The sequence below is a fragment of the Rhizobium sp. CC-YZS058 genome, from assembly GCF_034720595.1.
Lineage (GTDB): Bacteria > Pseudomonadota > Alphaproteobacteria > Rhizobiales > Rhizobiaceae > Ferranicluibacter.
Genome location: NZ_JAYESJ010000001.1, coordinates 2,762,876 through 2,778,056 on the forward strand (window position 1 = coordinate 2,762,876; position 15,181 = coordinate 2,778,056).

The 15,181-nt window shown below is 66.3% G+C and carries 14 protein-coding genes; 7 read left to right on the plus strand and 7 right to left on the minus strand.

The window, feature by feature from the left end; translation table 11 throughout:
• The first annotated feature begins 77 nt into the window (after positions 1-77).
• The gene (locus U8330_RS13320) at positions 78-854 is read left to right on the plus strand and encodes a TlyA family RNA methyltransferase (protein ID WP_323105751.1); all 777 of its coding nucleotides are present in this window, start codon (positions 78-80) and stop codon (positions 852-854) included.
• Positions 851-2,104, plus strand: a complete 1,254-nt coding sequence (locus U8330_RS13325) for a class I SAM-dependent RNA methyltransferase (RefSeq protein ID WP_323105752.1) — start codon at positions 851-853, stop codon at positions 2,102-2,104. Before U8330_RS13320 ends, U8330_RS13325 begins: the two co-directional genes overlap by 4 nt.
• Positions 2,105-2,833: 729 nt before the next feature.
• Here the strand turns inward: U8330_RS13325 and U8330_RS13330 are convergent.
• A complete protein-coding gene (locus tag U8330_RS13330) occupies positions 2,834-3,751 on the minus strand; it encodes a LysR family transcriptional regulator (RefSeq protein ID WP_323105753.1) in 918 nt (305 codons plus the stop codon).
• A 91-nt stretch (positions 3,752-3,842) separates the two neighbouring features.
• On the opposite strand from U8330_RS13330, the gene U8330_RS13335 reads away from it, so the two are divergent.
• Together U8330_RS13335 and U8330_RS13340 are read left to right on the plus strand one after the other, a co-directional pair.
• A complete protein-coding gene (locus U8330_RS13335; RefSeq protein ID WP_323105754.1) occupies positions 3,843-4,301 on the plus strand; it encodes an abscisic acid-deficient protein Aba4 family protein in 459 nt (152 codons plus the stop codon).
• Positions 4,298-5,119, plus strand: coding sequence for a hypothetical protein (locus tag U8330_RS13340; protein WP_323105755.1), 822 nt, complete (start codon positions 4,298-4,300; stop codon positions 5,117-5,119). Before U8330_RS13335 ends, U8330_RS13340 begins: the two co-directional genes overlap by 4 nt.
• 14 nt (positions 5,120-5,133) lie before the next feature.
• Here U8330_RS13340 and U8330_RS13345 read toward each other — a convergent pair whose 3' ends face one another.
• Positions 5,134-5,886, minus strand: coding sequence for a crotonase/enoyl-CoA hydratase family protein (locus tag U8330_RS13345; RefSeq protein WP_323105756.1), 753 nt, complete (start codon positions 5,884-5,886; stop codon positions 5,134-5,136).
• 37 nt (positions 5,887-5,923) lie between these two features.
• Positions 5,924-7,660, minus strand: a complete 1,737-nt coding sequence (locus U8330_RS13350; RefSeq protein WP_323105757.1) for an acyl-CoA dehydrogenase — start codon at positions 7,658-7,660, stop codon at positions 5,924-5,926.
• 304 nt (positions 7,661-7,964) lie between these two features.
• Here U8330_RS13350 and U8330_RS13355 point away from each other — a divergent pair, with 304 nt between their 5' ends.
• Complete coding sequence (locus tag U8330_RS13355) at positions 7,965-8,954, plus strand: transporter (RefSeq protein ID WP_323105758.1); 990 nt, start codon at positions 7,965-7,967, stop codon at positions 8,952-8,954.
• 10 nt (positions 8,955-8,964) lie between these two features.
• Here U8330_RS13355 and U8330_RS13360 read toward each other — a convergent pair whose 3' ends face one another.
• Positions 8,965-9,330 carry a winged helix-turn-helix transcriptional regulator gene (locus U8330_RS13360; RefSeq protein WP_323105759.1) on the minus strand — a complete coding sequence of 122 codons (366 nt, stop codon included), beginning with the start codon at positions 9,328-9,330 and terminating at the stop codon, positions 8,965-8,967.
• Positions 9,331-9,466: 136 nt separating this feature from the next.
• Between U8330_RS13360 and U8330_RS13365 the strand changes: the two genes are divergently transcribed.
• Positions 9,467-10,480, plus strand: coding sequence for a zinc-binding alcohol dehydrogenase family protein (locus U8330_RS13365; protein ID WP_323107289.1), 1,014 nt, complete (start codon positions 9,467-9,469; stop codon positions 10,478-10,480).
• 166 nt (positions 10,481-10,646) lie between these two features.
• Here U8330_RS13365 and U8330_RS13370 read toward each other — a convergent pair whose 3' ends face one another.
• Positions 10,647-11,093, minus strand: coding sequence for a BA14K family protein (locus U8330_RS13370; RefSeq protein WP_323107290.1), 447 nt, complete (start codon positions 11,091-11,093; stop codon positions 10,647-10,649).
• Positions 11,094-11,324: 231 nt separating this feature from the next.
• On the opposite strand from U8330_RS13370, the gene U8330_RS13375 reads away from it, so the two are divergent.
• Complete coding sequence (locus U8330_RS13375; protein ID WP_323107291.1) at positions 11,325-12,278, plus strand: glycoside hydrolase family 25 protein; 954 nt, start codon at positions 11,325-11,327, stop codon at positions 12,276-12,278.
• Positions 12,279-12,331: 53 nt separating this feature from the next.
• On the opposite strand, the gene U8330_RS13380 is transcribed toward U8330_RS13375, so the two are convergent.
• Together U8330_RS13380 and U8330_RS13385 are read right to left on the minus strand one after the other, a co-directional pair.
• On the minus strand, positions 12,332-13,432 hold the full coding sequence (locus tag U8330_RS13380; protein ID WP_323105760.1) for a hybrid-cluster NAD(P)-dependent oxidoreductase: 1,101 nt from the start codon (positions 13,430-13,432) through the stop codon (positions 12,332-12,334).
• A 1-nt stretch (position 13,433) separates the two neighbouring features.
• On the minus strand, positions 13,434-14,678 hold the full coding sequence (locus tag U8330_RS13385; protein ID WP_323105761.1) for an aromatic ring-hydroxylating dioxygenase subunit alpha: 1,245 nt from the start codon (positions 14,676-14,678) through the stop codon (positions 13,434-13,436).
• Positions 14,679-15,181: the final 503 nt, after the last annotated feature.

Genomic DNA, 15,181 nt, shown 5'->3' on the forward strand with positions numbered 1-15,181 from the left:
CGTTTTTTGGCGCGTTTTCCCGCGGCAAGATGGCGGAAAGGCTTGCCAGCCGGGCATGTGCGCGCGAAGAGGAGCCCATGAGCCAGGACACCAAGACTTCCCTTCGCCTCGATCAGCTGCTGTTGATGAAAGGCCTCGTCGCCAGCCGCGCCCGCGCGCGCGACGCCATTCAGCGCGGCACGGTCACGATCGACGGCCGCGTGGTCACCAAGCCAAGCGCCAGCGTCGCGGAAGATGCACGTATCGAGATCGACGATCCCGCCCAGCCCTATGTGTCCCGTGCGGCGCTGAAGCTCCGCGCCGGGCTCGACCATTTCGGCCTGTCCGCCGAGGGGCTGGATTGTCTCGACATCGGTGCCTCGACCGGCGGCTTTACCGAGGTGCTGCTGGAAGCCGGTGCTGCCCATGTGATCGCCATCGATGTCGGCCACGGCCAGTTCCACCCGCGCCTGGAGGCCGATCCGCGTGTGACGAGCCTCGAAGGCGTCAATGCCCGTGCGCTGGAGGAAGACCAGCTCGATGGCCGGTCGATCGGCATGATCGTCTCCGATGTCTCCTTCATTTCTCTGCGGCTGGCCCTGCCACCGGCGCTGGAAATGGCGGAGCCGGGCGCTCACTGCCTGCTGCTGGTCAAGCCGCAATTCGAGGCGGGCCGCGAGGCGATCAGCAAGGCCGGTCTTTTGAAGGCGCCGGAGACTGCGCCCGACGTGGCGCGCAGCCTTGAGATCTGGCTGACAGAGGACATGGGCTGGAAAAGTCTCGGCCTCATCCCCTCCCCGATTGCCGGCGGCGACGGCAATGTCGAGTTCCTCCTCGCCGGCCGCAAACCCGAGATCGACGAGGACGCCGAATGAGCGCCGAAACGCTGCGGATCGACCGCCTGGCGCCGCAGGGCGACGGCATGGTCGCAACGCCCGAAGGTCGGGTCTATGTGCCGTTCACGCTGCCTGGCGAGCTGGCGAGCCTCGCGGTGACCAAACAGCGTGGCACAGTGATGGCGCTGCTCGAAACCTCGCCGGACCGGGTCGAGCCGCCCTGCCGCCATTTCGGTCCGCACGGCGAAAACGGCACCTGCGGCGGCTGCAGCCTGCAGCATGCAGGCGATGCGCTCTATCATGGGTTCAAGCGGCAACTGGTCGTGGATGCGCTGGCGCAGCGCGGCATCGAGACGGAGGTCGCGCCCCTGGTCCTGGCCCGGCCCGGCGAACGCCGGCGGGTGACCATGACGGCGCGACGCACCGAGAAGGCGATGCTGCTCGGCTATAACCAGGCGGAGAGCCACCACATCGTCTCGGTCGTCGAATGTCCGATCGCCAGCCCCGGCATCGTGTCGAGGCTGAACGCGATCCGACGCATTGCGGCGGCGCTGTCGAGCGATGCCGACCCCTTTCGTATCACCATTCTGGAAACGGCGGTCGGTCTCGATCTTTCGGTCGATGGGCTGAAACCCCTGTCCGACCGCCATCGGCGGCATGTGGTCGATACGGTGCTCGGCGTCCCCGGGCTCGCCCGGCTCGCCGTCGCCGGCGAAATCCTGGTCGAGCCGGTTCGCCCCGTCCTCGATTTCGGCGGCGTGGCGGTTTCGCCGCCGCCGGGCGGCTTTGCCCAGGCAAGCCGGATTGCCGAAGCGGCAATGGCGGATCTCGTTCTTGCCCATCTCGGCAAGGCCAAGCGCGTGGCCGATCTCTTCGCCGGCTCCGGCACCTTTTCCCTGCGGATTGCCCGCCAGGCGCGCGTGCACGCCGTGGAAGGCGACGCGAAGGCTTTGCAGGCGCTCGACAGCGCAGCACGGGCCATGCAGGGCCTGAAGCCGGTGACGGTGGAGAAGCGCGACCTTTTCCGACGCCCCCTGATGGTCTCCGAGCTCAAGGCCTTCGATGCCGTCGTCTTCGATCCGCCCCGCGCCGGTGCCGAGGCACAGTGCGAGGACCTTGCCCGCTCCGCCGTGCCGATCATTGCCGCCGTCTCCTGCAACCCGGTCACGCTCGCACGCGATCTTTCCGTCCTCATCAAGGGCGGCTACCGCGTCACCTCGGTCACGCCGATCGACCAGTTTCTCTGGTCCAGCCATGTCGAAGCCGTCGCCACGCTCGTGCGGGACTGACACCAGCGTTTCCTTTTATTAGGAATTTACGATAGACTCTCGGCGTGATCGTCAGAAGCAGCATGCGCTGTGCCAGCCGGCGCGTCGGGGAGGATAAGCCGCCCCGACCTCAGGCAAAGGCTTTGCCGGTCACCAGGAGTGGCGCCAATGGGTTTCTTTCCCATCAGCATCACGCTTCAGGTGAAGAAAACCCGCACGGGCTGGGTTGCCACCGTGCGGGTCACATTCTTCATCTAAGCGTCGGCGGCCGGAGTAGCCCCTCCGGCCGCTGCTCGTGCAGACTAGCCGATCCAAAGCCACGAGACAAGACAGCGCATTCCTATTCTCTAAATTAACAAGAGCGGCAAACACGAAGGATCGCGGTGTTACCGAGACGATCTTCCACGCCTACGATCAGTCAACACTTTTATTTTAGATGTTTCGCATTTACGGTCGCATGGTGGCAGGCAGAAGCAGCATGCGCTGTGCCAGCCGGCGCGTCGGGGAGGATAAGCCGCCCCGACCTCAGGCAAAGGCTTTGTCGGTCACCAGGAGTGGCGCCTATGGGCTTCTTTCCCATCAGCATCACGCTTCGGATTCAGAAAACCCGCACGAGCTGGATCATCACCGTGCGGGTCAACTTTCTGATCTAAGCGTCGCCGGCCGGAGTGAGCGCTCCGGTCGGCGAGCCTGAAGAATAAGTTCATCGTCTGATGTTTGCAAGATCGTTTATCGGCACGCGCTGATGGATCAATCGACGATGGGTTTGAGCGCGGCGGCGAGATGATCGAAAACGGCGCGCAGGCGGGCGCTGCGGGGAAGATCATCGTGGGCGACGAGCCAGAGCGGCAGGGTCGCGACGGTGATGTCCGGCAGGATCCGCACGAGGGTCTCATCCCGCTGCGCGAGATGAACCAGCATGGGTCCGATGCCGATGCCGGCGCGAATTGCGGCGCTCTGCGCCGGCAGCGAGGCGGAGCGGAACCCGACATCGGATTTGCGCAGCGGCACCTGATACTGCCGGCCGAAAGCGACCGCGCGGCTGCCCTCTTCCTCGCCGATGGCGCGGTGACCGAGAAGGTCGGCGGGGACGAGCGGAACACCGCGTCCAGTGCGCTCCAGATAGGCGCGGCTGGCATAAAGCCCGAGAGAGACCGCGCCGAGGCGGCGCGTGATCAGGTCCGGCTGATCGGGCGGGGCGAAGCGCACGGCAATATCGGCGTCCCGGCGCAAAAGGTTGTCGACCACGTCGCTGACGAGAAGCTCGATCTCCAGATCCGGATGAGTCGCCAGCAGCGGCGCGATGATGACCGGCAGGACATGGATGCCGAGGATCTGGCTTGCCGTGATCCGCACCGTGCCGCTGACGCCGGCCGGAGTGGCGCTCAGCGACGTCATGAACTGTGTCACCGCCCGATCGAGAGCCTCCGCCCGCTCGAACAGTGCCGCTGCCTGCGCGGTGGGGCGAAGGCCGCTGGCGGTCCGGTCGAAGAGCACCTCGCCAACGATGGCTTCCAGCCGCCTGATCTGACGACCGACGGTCGGCTGGGTCGTCCTGAGCAGGCCGGCGGCGCGGGTGAGATTGCCGGTCTGCATCACGGCCGTGAAGGCGCGGATCAGGTCCCAGTCGAGAGAACCGAGATAATGGGGAAGATCAGTGCTTGTCATGCGCTGATGCATGGCCTGCATGCATATTCTGTCAAGTGCCAAACGCTTTCGTCTAGGCTAGCCTGAAACACTTCTTTTCGATCGAGGGTTCATGGTGGAGACGGAACGACTTTTCTCGGCGGCGAGCCTGCTCGCCCTGGCTGGCTGGATTACCCTGTCGATCGCCCTCTTTCTGCCCCGTTGGCGCAGGCAAATGATCGTGACGACCCGCTTTGCCGTGCCGCTGATGCTGGCTGTCCTCTATGCGGCACTGATAGCCGGATTTTACGGCTCGGCGGGCGGAGGATACGGGTCCCTGGCGGAGGTCCGAGCGCTGTTTGACACGCCGGAACTCCTGCTGGCCGGATGGGTCCACTATCTGGCCTTCGACCTCATGGTCGGCACGCTGCTGGCCGAGGAGGCGCTTGCGCGCGGCGCGCCGCCTGTTCTCATCCTCCCCGCGCTGGCGTTGACCTTCCTTTTCGGCCCGCTCGGCCTCCTCGCGGCGGCAGCCCTTGCCGGCTTCGGCCGCCGGCCTCGTACGGGCATCGCAACGGGGGCGAGCGCGTGACCGAAATCCTCCTCAAACCCCGCTCAGCTGTGGCGCGTGCGGAGCTCCATGCCGGTCTGCTGCAGACTGCCGCGCTCTTCCTCCTGCTTCTCCTTCCCTTCAGCCTGCTGATGGGCAGCGACACCCGCACCGTCTTCGGGCTGTCTGCCTGGGTGAAGCCGATGAAGTTCGCGCTGTCGCTCGGCGTCCATCTCGCCACCCTCGCTCTCTTCTGGCGCTGGCTCCCGGCGACCCTGCGGGAAGGATGGCGTGGCCTGCTGCTGACGGCGCTCCTACTCGTCCCAAGCCTCTTCGAGATGACCTATATCGCAGCCCAGGCGGCAGCCGGGCAGGACTCGCATTTCAACCTGTCGACAGCCTATACGCGGGGGATGTTCGCGCTGATGGGTGTCTTCGCCGTCATCCTGACCCTCGCCACGTCCGCGTTCGGCGCCGCGATCCTCAAGGGCCGCACGACTAAGGAATCGGACCGGGAAACGACGATCCGTCTCTCGATCGGGCTGGGTTTGATGCTGTCCGGATTGCTCGGTCTGGTGACCGGCGCCGTCATCAGCGTTCATGGCGGTCATCTGGTTGGAGGGGTCGATGGGCAGCAGGTCGTGGTGCCGCTGTTCGGCTGGTCGCGGCAGGCGGGCGATCTGCGCATCAGCCATTTCCTCGGCCTGCATGCCGCGCAGGCCCTGCCGCTTGCCGGCTGGCTTGCCGCCCGGAGAATGCCGGCAGGGGGCCGAACGATGGTCTGGCTCTCGGCTGTCGCGCTCACTCTTCTGACGTTGGGCACCCTCGGCACCGCATTGGCCGGTCTGCCGATCCTTTAGAAGAGGTACTGCCGCTAGCGGGTGAGGAAGGCGCGGAAGGCGTCCTGGGCTTCCGCGCTCTGCAGCCGCTCGGCGAAAAGGCGGGCCTCCTCTTCGATCCGGGCGACGAGCTCTGCCGTCTGCCCGCGCAGCAGGCTGCGCGAGAGACGCAACGCCTCGGGCGGTTTGGCGGCCAAGGCTGCGGCGAGAGCCAGCGTCTCGGCCTCGAGCGTATCGGAGGGAACCAGACGGGCGACGAGGCCGGCCTGGAGCGCCTCTGCCCCACTCATCGGCAGGCCGGCGCAGAGCATGGCAAAGGCGCGCTGGTGGCCGATCAACCGCGGAAGGAGCAGGCTCGAGCCGGCCTCCGGCACCAGGGCGAGATCGACAAAGGGTGTGCGGAAGAGCGCCCGCTCGGAGGCGATCGTCAGATCGCAATGGAGCGTCAGAGTCGTGCCGATGCCGATCGCCAATCCGTCCACCCCGCTCAAGAGCGGTTTGCGGCCGCGGACAAGCCGCTCGAGAAACCCGAGGATCTCGCCTGCAACCGCGCCGCCTTTTGCCATGGCCGCGAAATCCGCCAGGTCATTGCCGGCGGAAAAACACCCCTCGCTGCCGAGGAACACGATGGCGCGGACCGAATCCGAGGCCTCGGCCGCATCGAGTGCGGCGTTGAGCGTGCGGTACATGGCCTGCGTCAGCGCATTCTTCTTGCCCGGCCGGTCGAAGCGCAGCACGCAGACGCCGGGGTGGGTATCGGGATGCTCGACCTTGATCTCGTCCGTCATTGCCTTGCTCCTTGCAGGTCCCGGTCTGGCCGCGCCATCAGGCAAGCACGGTCCGCGCCGCGTGCAGACTGTCGCTGCCCTCGCAGATGGCGCGGGAGAGCGAGCAGGTTTCGCCGAGCAGCTGATCGGCGAAGAAGCGGCAGAGCGCCACGCGTCGCTCGTCCCCCGCCAGCGCCATGCGCGCGAGCAGGCTGCCGCACAGCACCAGACCGAAGAGGCGCTGATAGGCCGTGGCGCTGGCAAGCGCGGCAGCCTGGTCGCCGGCGGACAGTCGGGCCAGCAGCCATTCTGTTGCCGTGCTCAGGGCATCCAGCGCCTGCTCCAGCCGGACGGCGCTGAGGCCGAAGGGCTGCGGCGACAGGGCGACGGTCGCGGAGATGCGGCGCAGTTCGTCGATCAAGCCGCGAACATGGCCGCCGTCGTCGATCGGCAGCTTGCGCGTGACGAGATCGATCGCCTGGATGCCGTTCGTGCCCTCATAGATCGGCGCGATGCGGGCGTCGCGCAGAAGGCGGGCGGCACCGGTTTCTTCGACATAGCCCATGCCGCCATGCACCTGAATGCCGAGCGAGGCGACCTCGACGCCGATATCGGTCGGAAAGGACTTGGCGATCGGCGTCAGAACGGCCGCGCGGTCGCGCCAGTGGCCGGATGCCTCCCCGCCATGGGCGCGATCCACGGCTTCCGCGCAGAGATAGGTGATGGCGCGCGCCCCTTGCGTCAGCGCCGTCATGATCAGGAGAGTGCGGGCGATATCGGGATGGTCGAGGATCGGACCGGCGGCGGCGGCACCCGGTGCGCGGCCCTGCTCCCGCGCCTTGGCATAGGCGAGCGCCTTCTGCGTGGCGGCTTCGGCGATCGCCACCCCCTGCGCGCCCACCGCCAGCCGGGCATTGTTCATCATGGTGAACATGCAGGCGAGACCCCGGTTCTCCTCGCCGATGAGATAGCCGACCGCGCCGGGTTCGCTGCCGAAGCGGCCGTCGCCGAAAATCATCGTGCAGGTGGGGGAAGCATGGATGCCGAGCTTCTCCTCGATCGAATGGCAGATGAGATCGTTTCGCGCGCCCGGCCGCCCTTCGGCATCCGGCAGGAATTTCGGCACCAGAAAGAGCGAGATGCCCCGCGTCCCCGACGGCGCATCGGCAAGCCGGGCCAGCACGAGATGGACGATGTTCTCGCTGAGATCATGCTCCCCCCAGGTGATGTAGATTTTCTGGCCGAAGATCCGGTAGCTGCCGTCGTCGCGGCGCTCGGCCCGGGTGCGCAGGGTGGAGAGATCCGAACCCGCCTGCGGTTCGGTGAGGTTCATCGTTCCCGTCCACGCCCCGGAGACCATCCTGGGCAGGTAGAGCGCCTTCAGCGGCTCCGACCCATGGGCCGCAAGCGCCTCGATGGCACCGGCGGTGAGCATGGGGGCGAGCGCGAAGGCCATGGATCCGGCGTTCCAGATCTCCATGGCGGCGATATGCAGCCGATGCGGCAGCGCCTGTCCGCCATAGGCTTCCGGTGCCGAGAGCCCGTTCCAGCCGCCTTCGGCCCAGGCGCGGTAAAGCGCCGGCCAGCCGGGCGGCGCGGCGACGGCGCCGTCCTTCAGGGTGGCACCGATGCGGTCGCCGACGGAGGCGAGCGGCGCGATTGCCTCGTCGCAGAAGCGACCCGCCTCGCGGACGACCGCTTCGGCGAGATCGGGTTCCACCGCCCCCTCGCCGTCTGAAAGATTGGCGACGACGGAGAGCGTGAAGAGGATCTCCTCCACCGGTGTCTGGAACATGGTCTCTCTCCTCCGCCGTCTCGACCTCGGGCGAAAACCTATTGATTTTTACGTAAACGTCAACACCGCGGGGCGCGCGTCGAGAGCGGCCTGTGAAGCGTCGGATCCGTCTGCAACCGTCCTGTCGCAAAACTTCGCTATGGCCGATGCTTCCGCCGCTGATGCTTCGGCGCTACGGTAACCCGATGACGGCAGCTGACGGCTGGGCCGACGGCCTTGGCACGCGGCTGCACCTCCGGCACGGGGCCAGCCTGGAATGGGCTGCTGCGTGAGGAGAGCAGAGCGTGCAGGAAGAAGAGCGCCGATGAACCTTGTCTCTCCGGATATCCCCGGCCTCGTCTGGGCCTACCGCTTCCGTCCGGGCGAAGGCGCGACGCGAATCCCCTCCGACGCACCGATCTCGGCGATTGCGCCCGGCGAGGGCTGGGTCTGGGTGCATCTGGCGCTCAGCGATTCCCGCACGCCGACCCTGCTCGAACGGGTCTGCGACATCCCGCGCCCGGCCTTGACGACGCTGGTCAGCGCCGACACGCAGGCCTCGATCCTGGCGGAGGACGGGGTGGTGTTCGGGACGCTGGTGGATTTCGAACGGACCTTCGACGAACTGACGAAGACGATCGGCTGGCTGCACTTCGCCGTCAGCGAGCGGATGATCGTCACCACCCGTCTGCATCCGCTGCGCAGCATCGACCGCGTCAAGGCGCTCATCGAAAAGAACCCGCGTTGCGCCCGGCCGATCGATCTCTTCGAGATGATCGTGACCGAATTCCAGCGCACGCTGATCGGCCTCGTGCTCGAATTGACCGAGGATCTCAATATCATCGAGGACGATGTCTACGGGGGCGCCGGGCACAACAGCCAGCCGAAGCTGGCGCCGCTGCGCCGCACGGCGGTGCGGCTGCATCGGCATCTGCGCACCGTGCTCGCCCTCCTGCGCCGCGCTTCCACCGCCGAGGAAGACGAGGTGCCGCCAGATTTCCTCGATGTGGCGGAACGTCTCTGCGACCGGCTGGAGGCAGTGGACCGCGATGTCTTCGCGCTGCAGGAGCGGGCGCGGCTGCTGCATGAAGAGATCGACAGCAAGCTCTCCTCGGAAACCAACCGGCATCTCTACATCCTGTCGCTGATGACCGCCTTCCTGCTGCCGCCGACGCTGGTCACCGGCTTCTTCGGCATGAACACCAGCGACCTGCCGCTGGCAGGCGGGGTGCACGGCACGCTGATCGCCGGGCTCTTCATCCTCGCCTCCATGGGCTTTGCCTGGACGATCCTCAAGCGCATCGGCATTCTGTGACGATGCGCGGTCAGGCGGCCGCCTTTGTGCCGGCGCCTTTGAAGAGATGCATGTTGCTCTCCCCCCACGTCTGAAGCGCCACCAGCACCGGCTGCAGGCTGCGGCCGAGCGGCGAGAGGGAGTATTCGACCTTGGGCGGCACCTGCGGATAAACCTGCCGCTCGATCAGCCCGTCCGCCTCGAGCTCGCGCAGCTGGTTGGTCAGCATGCGCTGCGTGACGCCCGGTATGGCGCGCCGCAGTTCGTTGAAGCGCAGCGTCCCATCGGAGAGGTGGAACAGGATGACGCTCTTCCACTTGCCGTCGATAAGGGCCATCGCCGCCTCCACGGCGCATCCCGGCGAACAATCGAAGCGGTTGTGGCGCGGCTTGGCCATGACGGTATCCTTTTCGACACTAGGGGCGATCGTTGTGCGTATTGGCCTTTGGCGGGCCTATGCCCAATATTGTCCCATGCCGGCGCGCTTGCCAAGTTGGGCAGGCGCGAGGCCGAGCAGTTGAAGGAGCTCTATGATGAAAGCCGTAGCCTACCAGACCGCCGGAGCGATCGACCGCGCCGATGCCTTGCGTGACATCACCCTCGACCGGCCGGACCCCGGCCCGCGCGATCTGCGCGTGCGGATTGCCGCCATTTCCGTCAATCCCGTCGATACGAAGGTGCGCGCCTCGTCCGATGCCGAGCCCGGCGGCTGGAAGGTGCTTGGCTGGGACGCGTCCGGCATCGTGGATGCCGTGGGTGCCGAGGTCACGCGCTTTCGCCCGGGCGACGCCGTATTCTACGCCGGCGCGCTGACGCGGCCGGGCACCAACGCAGAGTATCACCTGGTCGACGAGCGGATCGTCGGGCGCAAGCCTGCGACGCTGTCGGATGCCGATGCGGCGGCTCTGCCGCTGACGGCGATCACCGCCTGGGAAATGCTGTTCGACCGGCTGGATGTCCGCCGCAGCGTGCCGGGTGCGGCCAACGCCATTCTGATCATCGGCGGCGCCGGCGGGGTGGGCTCGATCGCCATCCAGCTTGCGCGCGCGCTGACGGACCTGACGGTGATCGCCACGGCCTCGCGTGCGGAAACCCGCGACTTCGTGAAAAGCCTCGGCGCGCATCACGTCATCGATCACAGCAAGCCGCTTGATGAAGAGGTGGCGGCGCTTGGGCTCGGCGATCCGGCCTTCATCTTCTCCACCACCGCCACCGACACGCATCTCGCCGTGCTGCCGAAGATCATCGCGCCGCAGGGCCGCTTCGGGCTGATCGACGATCCCAAGGTGCTCGATATCGTCGGTTTCAAGCGCAAGGCCGTGTCGGTGCACTGGGAGCTGATGTTTACCCGCCCGCTGTTTGAAACGGCTGACATGGCCGAGCAGGGCCGGCTGCTTGACGCGGTGGCCGACCTGGTCGACGCAGGCAGACTGCGCAGCACCCGCACGGAAACGCTTTCGCCGATCAACGCGGCGAACCTGATCGAGGCCCACCGCCGGCTGGAAAGCGGACGGTCGATCGGCAAGCTGGTTTTGGAAGGTTTTTAAGACGTGAGAGCGGAGGCTGCGACGGCAGCCTCCACCTTTGAGAATCCGAGGGACGCTGAAAACGCGAAAGGCCGACCTGGCAAGTGCCGGTCGGCCTTTCGAGGTGATCGGTTCAGCCGATCAGGCGTGATCGAGGGGATCGACCAAACGCTTTATGCAGGACGCCTCAATAGGGCGAATTGCACTGGCGGCGCGGGCCATTGTTCGGCTGGAAGGTGTTGTCCGACACGCGGTAGGAGCGATACCGGTTCTGGCACCATTCGACATGGCTGCCGCCGTAGCGGACGGTGTTGTTGTTGGAGATCGCACCGCCGACGATTGCGCCGGTGGCGAAGGCGGCCAGCGGGAACCAGACGCCATTGTGGCGGCGATAGCCCGGGCGGTATTCGCGGTAGCCGCGGTGGCCGTTATAATAGGAATAGCCGTTGCGGCGATGATAGCCACGGCGCCAGTCGGCGCGACGGTCACGATACTGAACGGTCTCGACATTGGTGGTGGTGGCCTGGACCGGCTTTTGAACGGGAATCGGCACCATGGCTTCTGCCGGCATCAGCGAGGTGACAAAGACTGCGGCGGACAGACCGACCGCGGACAAGAAGCGGGTGTTGAGCAAACGCATGGCAATTCTCCGTTCAAAAGCAAAGGACTGGCGGATCAGTCTCTCGGGTGCAGTAACGGTCGTTTCTTCCGTTTGTTCCGCCACCCTGCCTCTGTGCGGAGGCGTACAGGGCACTTCGGTAACCGATAAATTACGGCTGTTAAGCTTCGGTTAACCATAGGGGCGCAGCATCCTCCGATGCGAACCTTCGGAAGCGCCCGTTCCCGCCCTTGGTTTCGCCTGGCCATGCAGCTGGGCGCGCTGGCTCTTGCGCTCGGAGCCGCGCCCGATCTCAACGCCCGCGAGCTGCAGCCCTGGAAGTCGAAAGATCACGCCCTTGTCATCGACGCCTACGAGCTGAACACGATCGACTGGGAAGCGCTGGTGACGGACAAGCGCATTGCCGGCTTCATCTCCAAGGCCTCCGACGGGCTGCCGGAAAGCTATAGCTGCGTGGGCGACCATGGCGGCGACACGGTGGCGCATTGCAGGACGATGTGGCGCAAATATGCGGTCAGCCGCGAGCTCTACCAGACACGGCGCATGGTCGCCAAAGCCCATGGCCTGCTCTGGGGCGCCTATCACCTCGCCCGGCCGGGCAACCCGATCGACCAGGCCAACCATTTCCTCGATTATGCCGAGCCGAGGGCGGACGAGCTGATGGTGCTCGATCTCGAAGGCATGGATGCGGAAAAATACATGTCGCTCGAGGATGCAGCGATCTTCGCCGGCCATATCAAGACGCGCACCGGCCGCTATCCGATGCTCTACACCAATCACTCGACGGCGAAATATATTGCCGAGCACCGGGCCAAGCACCCGATCCTATCCCGCCTGCCGCTCTGGTATGCCCGCTATCAGCCGGGCATCCGCAACGTCTTTCCCATGGGCAATTGGGAGAGCTACGCGCTCTGGCAGTTCTCCGCCTCCGCCAATTGCGGCAAGCGCCGCTGCCCCTACCGCGTCGCCGGCACGCTGTCCGATATCGACGTGAATGTCGCCCCCGGCAATGCCGAGGCCCTGAAGGCCGCCTGGGCGACAGGCACCCTGCTTCCCGCCAAGCCGTTGCCGCTCGAAAGTGACGCCACGGCCACCGCGCAAGCCGGCCTCAAAGCCAAGCCCCCGACAGCCACCCCTCTCCTCCCCCCGGACCCGATCCCCACAGCCTCCATCCCCAACCCGCATCTGGCGCTGCGGTAGAGGGAGGACACGGTTTGGCCGGAACCTCGCCGGTCAAGCACGCAAGAAGACGATTACGCCTCGATCTGCACGTTCCCCAGCGGCCGGGAGCAGCAGGCGAGGATGTAGCCTTCCTCGATTTCCTCGTCGAGAATGCCGCCATTGTGCTGCATGTCGACCTCTCCGGAGAGCTTCATGACGCGGCAGGTGCCGCAGAGACCGCCTTCGCAGGCGGCGCCGATGCGCACGCCCGCAGCGCGCGCGGTCTGCAGGATCGTGCGGCCAGGCAGGCAGTCGGCCTGCTTGCCGGCCATGGTGAAGGTGACGGTGTGGCTGGCCGGCGCTTCGGCGCCCTCGGCCTGGCCGCCACGGATTGCCAGTTCCTCCTCCGCCGGGGCTGCGGCCGGCTGGAAGCTTTCCTCGTGATAGCGCGCCATGTCGAAGCCGGCCTCCGCGAGCAGGCCGCGCACGCCGCGCATGAAGGGTTCCGGACCGCAGCAGAACACGGTGCGGTCCATGAAATCCGGGGAGAGAAGCGCGAGCTTGGCGGCGTCGATACGGCCGCGCAGGCCATGCCAGCCATCCTTCGGTGCATGACCTTCCACCACGAAGCCGAGCGCGAGGTTCGGCATCTGCGCGGCGAGCGTTTCCAGCTCGCTGCGGAACAGGAGATCGCCGGGGCGGCGGGCGCAGGAAAGGAAGGCGACATCGGTCTGCGGCGCGCAATCGGCAAACCAGCGGGTCATCGACATCATCGGCGTGATGCCGGAGCCGGCCGAGATGAACAGGTAGCGCTCGCCCGGATGGCGGACGAAGGAGAAATCGCCGAGCGGGCCGAAGGCTTTCAGCCGCATGCCGGGCCTGAGCTGCTCGAGCATCCAGCGCGTGCCGACCGAGCCCGCCTGCGCCTTGACCGTCACCGACACGGAGAAGGGCCGCGAGGGAGTGGAGGACAGCGTGTAGGTGCGCATCACCGGCTCGTCCGGCGTCACCGGCAGCTCCAGCGTCACGAACTGCCCGGGCAGATAGCGAAACCAGCCGTCCCGATCGGACTTGAAGACGAAGGTCATGACATCGGGCGCCTCTTCGGTGGCGGCGATGCATTCGAGCAGATGCTGCCGGTCGTTGAAGGGCTGCAGCTCGTCGAAATGGCGGAACGGGGTCAGGGCGGTCATGTCAGGCCACGCGGATCAGGGGTTTGGACACGCCCTTCAGGCGCGTCTGCAGGAAATTCGTGTACCACTCGACGAACTGCATGACGCCGCCTTCATGCTCGGGCGAATAGGGCCCGGGCTGGTAGGCCGGCGAGCGGATGCCGAAGGCGTTTTCCTCGACGATCTGCCGGTCCTGGTCGTTGGTCTCGGTCCAGACATGGGTCAGTTCCTCGAGCGTGTAATCCACGCCCTCTACCGCATCCTTGTGGACCAGCCATTTGGTGGTCACCTGCGTCAGTTCGGGCCCCAGCGGCAGGACGCGGAAGGTGATGGCGTGGTCGGCCAGCACATGGTTCCAGGTGGTCGGATAGTGGAAGAAGAGCAGCGTGCCGATCTGGCTCTGGCGGACCTCGTCGGACAGCGGACGGCGGACGGCGCGCTTGCCCGACATGGTGTAGCTTTCGGCATCGTCGACCAGCGGCATGCGGGCGATGCGGTATTGTCCGCTGTCATGCATGCGGAACTCGCTCGGCAGGCCGGCGGCCTCGCAGCGCGCCCAGTGCTCGGCAATCACCGGATCGTCCTTGGCGCCCTGCACGCCGGTGGCGCTCGGCGCCTCCGGATAGGTTCGGCAGAGTTCAGGGTGGTTGGCGGCGCAATGGTAGCACTCGCGGTTGTTTTCCCAGACGAGCTTCCAGTTGCCCTTTTCGACGATCGTGCTCTCGAAGGCGACCTTGGTGTTTTCCAGACGATGCGGGGCGAGATAGCGCGTCACCATCTCGCGCACGGGCTCGAAGCTCATCGGCTCATCGGCGAGCGACAGGAAGATATAGCCGGCGACACTCTGGCAGGCGATCGGCTTCAGGCCATGGGCAGCCTTGTCGAAGTCCTCGCCCATCTGCCGGGCGAAGATCAGCGAGCCATCCAGCTCGTAGGTCCACTGGTGGTAGGGGCAGACGAGCTTGGCCGAAGCGCCCTTGGCGCCGCTGCAGACGCGCGAGCCGCGATGGCGGCAGGAATTGTGCAGCGCCCGGATGGTGCCCTGGCGGTCCCGCGTCACGACGACCGGATAATCGCCGACCTGCAGGGTGAAGTAATTGCCGGCGCGCGGGATCTCGCAATCATGGCCGACGAACAGCCAGTCCTTGTACCAGATCTCCTGCAGGTCGAGCTTGTAGAGCTCGGGATCGGTGTAGAAGGCCTGCTCCAGGCTGTGATCGACACGCCGGTTGGCAAGCTTGCGGAGCACTTCGCTGGTCAGGTCCATCGGCCTCGTCCTTGGTCCGCGGGTCGCTTGAGCGCAGGCACGGGCGCGCACCCCGCGGCGGCGCAGGGGCTCCGGCCGGCGCTGATCGGCGCGGCGTCATTGCAAGAAAACAGTGTCCCGGGGGTCTCCGCGCCCGCCCGGCCGCCACAGCGGCCGCACCGGCCAGAGCGACTGCGGCAGCAGGCCCCGATGCGCTGCACCATAGACGCGGAGCGGGGCGCCGGAGACGCCAGATCGCGACACGGCCTGAGGTTTTGGCGACAAGCCACAGGCAGCGCCGGCAGAGGCGTGCGGCGGGCATTCGGGTAGTGAAAACAGGGCGATGCGCAAAAACGCGGCAACTGTCCTTTTTTCGTTCAGGCGCGGGCGGCGTCGCCCCGGGACAGCATGTTTGCGACATCGGGTTCGCGCGCAAGCCCGGCCGCAGCGCAAGCTTCGCACCATGGGCGGCCGATAGGTCTCTACACGCGGAAGCAGGAGGGACGCGTCACCACGATGCGGCA

Coding starts and splice junctions, on each gene's coding strand:
- U8330_RS13320 (WP_323105751.1), top strand. CDS start 78: ATGAGCCAGGACACCAAGACTTCCCTTCGCCTCGATCAGCTGCTGTTG.
- U8330_RS13325 (WP_323105752.1), top strand. CDS start 851: ATGAGCGCCGAAACGCTGCGGATCGACCGCCTGGCGCCGCAGGGCGAC.
- U8330_RS13330 (WP_323105753.1), bottom strand. CDS start 3,751: ATGACAAGCACTGATCTTCCCCATTATCTCGGTTCTCTCGACTGGGAC.
- U8330_RS13335 (WP_323105754.1), top strand. CDS start 3,843: ATGGTGGAGACGGAACGACTTTTCTCGGCGGCGAGCCTGCTCGCCCTG.
- U8330_RS13345 (WP_323105756.1), bottom strand. CDS start 5,886: ATGACGGACGAGATCAAGGTCGAGCATCCCGATACCCACCCCGGCGTC.
- U8330_RS13350 (WP_323105757.1), bottom strand. CDS start 7,660: ATGTTCCAGACACCGGTGGAGGAGATCCTCTTCACGCTCTCCGTCGTC.
- U8330_RS13355 (WP_323105758.1), top strand. CDS start 7,965: ATGAACCTTGTCTCTCCGGATATCCCCGGCCTCGTCTGGGCCTACCGC.
- U8330_RS13360 (WP_323105759.1), bottom strand. CDS start 9,330: ATGGCCAAGCCGCGCCACAACCGCTTCGATTGTTCGCCGGGATGCGCC.
- U8330_RS13365 (WP_323107289.1), top strand. CDS start 9,467: ATGAAAGCCGTAGCCTACCAGACCGCCGGAGCGATCGACCGCGCCGAT.
- U8330_RS13375 (WP_323107291.1), top strand. CDS start 11,325: ATGCAGCTGGGCGCGCTGGCTCTTGCGCTCGGAGCCGCGCCCGATCTC.
- U8330_RS13380 (WP_323105760.1), bottom strand. CDS start 13,432: ATGACCGCCCTGACCCCGTTCCGCCATTTCGACGAGCTGCAGCCCTTC.
- U8330_RS13385 (WP_323105761.1), bottom strand. CDS start 14,678: ATGGACCTGACCAGCGAAGTGCTCCGCAAGCTTGCCAACCGGCGTGTC.